Source organism: Streptomyces sp. SID1328, from assembly GCF_009865595.1.
GTDB lineage: Bacteria > Actinomycetota > Actinomycetes > Streptomycetales > Streptomycetaceae > Streptomyces > Streptomyces griseoluteus.
Window position 1 is genome coordinate 1 of the sequence record NZ_WWKH01000037.1, and the last position, 4,221, is coordinate 4,221.

The 4,221-nt window shown below is 73.9% G+C and carries 4 protein-coding genes and 1 riboswitch; of the genes, 3 read left to right on the plus strand and 1 reads right to left on the minus strand.

The genetic code is table 11. The features are described from left to right. A partial coding sequence (locus GT030_RS01290) for a glycosyltransferase family 4 protein (protein WP_161199416.1) occupies nucleotides 1-1,204 on the minus strand: 1,204 nt, incomplete at its 3' end. Between the two features lie 169 nt (nucleotides 1,205-1,373). Further along, nucleotides 1,374-1,502, plus strand: a riboswitch (cobalamin riboswitch). A gap of 109 nt (nucleotides 1,503-1,611) precedes the next feature. Here GT030_RS01290 and GT030_RS01295 point away from each other — a divergent pair. The 3 genes from GT030_RS01295 to GT030_RS01305 form a co-directional block, all read left to right on the plus strand. Then, complete coding sequence (locus GT030_RS01295; protein WP_161199419.1) at nucleotides 1,612-2,814, plus strand: prenyltransferase/squalene oxidase repeat-containing protein; 1,203 nt, start codon at nucleotides 1,612-1,614, stop codon at nucleotides 2,812-2,814. Then, nucleotides 2,811-3,446 carry an SCO2322 family protein gene (locus GT030_RS01300; RefSeq protein ID WP_161199417.1) on the plus strand — a complete coding sequence of 212 codons (636 nt, stop codon included), beginning with the start codon at nucleotides 2,811-2,813 and terminating at the stop codon, nucleotides 3,444-3,446. Before GT030_RS01295 ends, GT030_RS01300 begins: the two co-directional genes overlap by 4 nt. A gap of 58 nt (nucleotides 3,447-3,504) precedes the next feature. Then, nucleotides 3,505-4,221 (plus strand): CbiQ family ECF transporter T component (locus GT030_RS01305; RefSeq protein WP_346009533.1); only part of this gene is annotated, 717 nt, incomplete at its 3' end.

The following is a 4,221-nucleotide window of genomic DNA, read 5'->3' on the forward strand; positions in this document are numbered from 1 at the left end:
GGGCGCGCAGTTCCCGGTCGCCGAGCAGCCGGGTGAGGGCGGCGGCGAGCGCGCCCGCGTCGCCGGGGGGTACGGCCAGGCAGGTCTCGCCGTCGGTCCCCGCGACCTCGGGAATCGCGCCCCCGGTGGTGGCGACCAGCGGGGTGGCGGTGGCCATGGCCTCGGCGGCGGGCAGCGAGAACCCCTCGTACAGCGAGGGCACACAGGCGACTTCGGCGGAACGGATCAGGTCGACCAGCTCGGCGTCGGAGATGCCCTTGACGAACTCGACGGCGTCCTCCAGCCCGTACCGCTCGATCGCCTGGGCGACCGGGCCCTCCTCGGGGCGCTTGCCGACGACGACGAGGTGGGCGTGCGGCTGTTCGGCGCGCACCTTGGCGAGGGCCTCGACCAGGAACACCAGGCCCTTGAGGGGCACGTCGGCGCTGGAGGTGGTGACGATCCGGCCCGGCACCTCGGGCACGGCCGGATGAGGCGCGAACAGGGTGGTGTCGGCGCCGATGTGGACGACGTGCACCCGGTCCTGACGTACGCCGAGGTGGTCGACGATCTCCTGGCGGGAGCTGCCGGAGACGGTGAGCACGGAGGGCAGTCGGCGGGCGACGCGCTTCTGCATCCGGGTGAAGGCGTACCAGCGGCGCACCGAGAGGCGGCGCTTGAGGTCTTCGGCGGCGTCGAGTTCGAGCTGCCGGTCGACGGTGATGGGGTGGTGGATGGTGGTGACCAGGGGGGCACCGAGGTCGCCGAGCAGGCCGTAGCCGAGCGTCTGGTTGTCGTGGACGACGTCGAACTCCCCCCTGCGGGCGCGCAGTTGACGCCCGGCGCGCAGGGAGAAGGTGAGCGGCTCGGGGAAGCCGCCGGTCCACATCGTGGCGACCTCCAGCGCGTCGACCCAGTCCCGGTATTCGCCCCGCCCGGGGGTGCGGAAGGGGTCGGGCTGGCGGTAGAGGTCGAGGCTGGGCAGCTCGGTGAGGCTCAACCGGCCCGCGTAGTCGTCGTGTTCGTCGAGCACGGGGTAGGGCTGGGAGCCGATGACCTCCACCCGGTGGCCCAGGCGGGCGAGTTCACGGGAGAGGTGGCGGACGTAGACGCCCTGGCCGCCGCAGAACGGGTTGCCCTTGTAGGTGAGGAGCGCGATACGGAGCGGTCGCTCGCCGTCGGCGGCGGTGCCCGGGGGAGCCGCCTGACTGGCCTCAGCGGTCACTCTGGGCCCCCTTCTGCCTGCACGGTCCCGCGAGACTACGTCGGGACGACAATCCGGAACAAGTTTCAGACTTGATGATCCAAGAGGCTCTGAATCTACCGGCAGGTAGGGGCGCTGTGAGCAGTGGATCAGGTGATTCACGCCACGACCGGCGGCTTTGCGGCCCCCGGTAAAGTGGCCGGGTCGTCATACACCTGTACGGGGGGAAGCCGGTGCGATTCCGGCGCTGACCCGCAACCGTCATCCGGCGCCCACCGGCCCGGTGAGCCGGAACGCCCCGACGGGAGGTTGACCGGCTCACGTGCGGGGCGCTGTGCCCCGCACGGCACCGTCGAGGCATACGGGGCCGGGCCGCCGGGGTGGTTCCCGTGCGCGTCGGCCCTTCGCAGGAGAGGCAGTCGCCGACCATGAACGTCCGCCGCAGTGCCGCGGCTCTCGCCGCCATAGGCGTGCTGGCCGCAGCCGCGCCCGCCACCGCCGCCCCGTCCCCGAAGGTGACGGTCCCGGCCGGGCTGTTCGGCAAGGGCGACCCCACGTACGACGGCGTCTGGCGCCAGTCCCTCGCCCTGCTCGCGCAGCACACCGCCGGTGAGAAGCCCGCGGACCAGGCCGTGAAGTGGCTGACCGGCCAGCAGTGCGCCGACGGCGGCTTCGCCTCCTTCCGCGCCGACACCGGCACCGCGTGCGGCGGCAAGGGCGCGCAGGCGGACACCAACAGCACGGCCGCCGCCGTCCAGGCGCTCGCCGCGCTCGGCGGGCACGACGACGTGACCGGCAAGGCCGTCGCCTGGCTGAAGGCCCAGCAGAACAAGGACGGCGGCTGGGGTTACTCCCCCGGCGGCCCGAGCGACACCAACTCCACCTCCGTCGTGGTGGGCGCGCTGGCCGCCGCCGGTGAGAAGCCGGCCGAGCTGCGCGGCAAGGGGAAGACCCCGGATCAGGCGCTGGCCTCGCTGGCCGTGCCCTGTGCCCAGAAGGGCGGCGGGGCGCTCGCCTTCCAGCCGGACAAGAAGGGCAAGCTGGAGGCCAACGCGGACGCCACGGCCGCCGGTGTGCTCGGCGCGCTCGGCAAGGGCTTCGTCGTGGCGCCCGGCAAGGCCCGCGACAAGGCCCCGGCCTGCGCCTTCGACGGCAAGGCGACCCCGGCCCGACTGGCCGACAACGCCGCCGCCCATCTCATCGGCGCCGTCTCCAAGTCCGGCCACCTGATGTCCGCGATGCCCGGCGCCGAGAACCAGCCCGACTTCGGCAACACCGCCGACACCGTGGTGGCGCTGGCCGCCGACGGCTGGACCAAGCAGGCGAAGGTCCCGTACGCCTGGCTGGAGAAGAACGCCGCGAAGTGGGCGCAGCAGAGCGGCCCCGCCGCCTACGCCCAGCTCATCCTGAGCGCGCACGCCGTCGGCGCCGACCCGCACGACTTCGGCGGGACCGACCTGGTCCGCGCCCTGGACAAGCTGGGCCCGGCCCCGGCGAAGCAGGCCGCGGCGCCGGAGAAGAAGGCCACCGAGAAGTCCGGCAACAGTGTGTGGTGGATCATCGGCGTGGGCCTGGTCGCCGGTATCGGCGTCGGCTTCCTGTTCAGCGGCCGGAAGAAGAACCGCCCGTGACCTCGGTCCGCCGTGCCGCGGCCCTGCTGGTCGCGTCCCTCCTCGTCCTCTCCGCCGCCGCCGAGGCGCGGGCCGCCGGATACCGGTACTGGTCCTTCTGGGACCGTTCCGGCGACCGGTGGACGTACGCCACCCAGGGCCCGGCCTCCGAGCGCCCCGACGACGGCTCGGTGCGGGGTTTCCGGTTCGCGGTCAGCGCGGACTCCTCGGACGCGAACCGGCCGCGCGGCGCGGCGGACTTCGGCTCGATCTGCGCGAAGACACCCGCGAAGGCGGGCACCAAGCGGGTCGCGCTCGTTCTCGACTTCGGCACCAGGGCCGACGCTCCCTTCGGGGAGAGCCCGCCCGACACGCGTACGGTGTGCGCCCGCGTCTCTCCGGACGCGAGCACCGCCGAGGCCCTGGCCGAGACCGCCAAGCCGCTTCGCTACGACAGCAACGCCCTGCTGTGCGCCATCGCCGGTTACCCGGCGCGGGGGTGCGGGGAGCAGGTCGCGGCGGACGAGAAGCCGTCCCACCAGGCCGCCCCGGAGGACGACGGCCCCTCCCTCGGTCTCCCCCTCGGCATAGGCGTCGTCGCCGTGCTCGGCGGGGCGGCGTTCTGGCAGGCGCGGCGGCGCCGGGATGCCTGACACCGGCGTCCGCGCCGCCCGTACCACCGTGGCCGCCGGCAGGCGGACCCGCTTCGAACTGCACCCCGGCGCCTGGTGGTTGTGGTCGCTCGGGCTCGGCACCGCCGCCACCCGCACCACCAACCCGCTGCTGCTCGCCCTGCTGATGGCAGTGGCGGGCCATGTGGTGGCGGTCCACCGCTCCAGCGCGCCGTGGGCCCGCTCGTACACGGCGTTCGCCAAGCTGGCCGTCGCCGTGCTGCTGATCCGGCTGGCGTTCACGGCCGTGCTCGGCTCGCCGGTGCCGGGTACGCATGTGCTGTTCACCCTGCCCGAGATCCCGCTGCCCGCCTGGGCGCAGGGCATCCGGCTGGGCGGGCCGGTGTCGGCGGAGGCGCTGCTGTTCTCCGGCTACAACGGCCTGAAACTGGCGGCCCTCCTGGTCTGTGTCGGCGCCGCGAACGCCCTGGCCAGCCCGGCCAAGCTGCTCAAGTCGCTGCCGGGCGCGCTGTACGAGGCGGGGGTGGCGGTGGTGGTCGCGCTGACCTTCGCCCCGCATCTCATCGCCGACGTGCAGCGACTGCGCGCCGCCCGTCGTCTCCGGGGGCGCCCGGACCGGGGGCTGCGGGGGCTTTTCCAGGTCGGACTTCCGGTACTGGAGGGCGCGTTGGAGCGCTCGGTCGCGCTGGCCGCCGCGATGGACGCCCGCGGCTACGGCCGTACCGCCGAGGTACCCGCGCCGGTGCGCCGTACGACGACCGCGCTCACCCTGGGCGGACTGCTCGGGGTGTGCGCG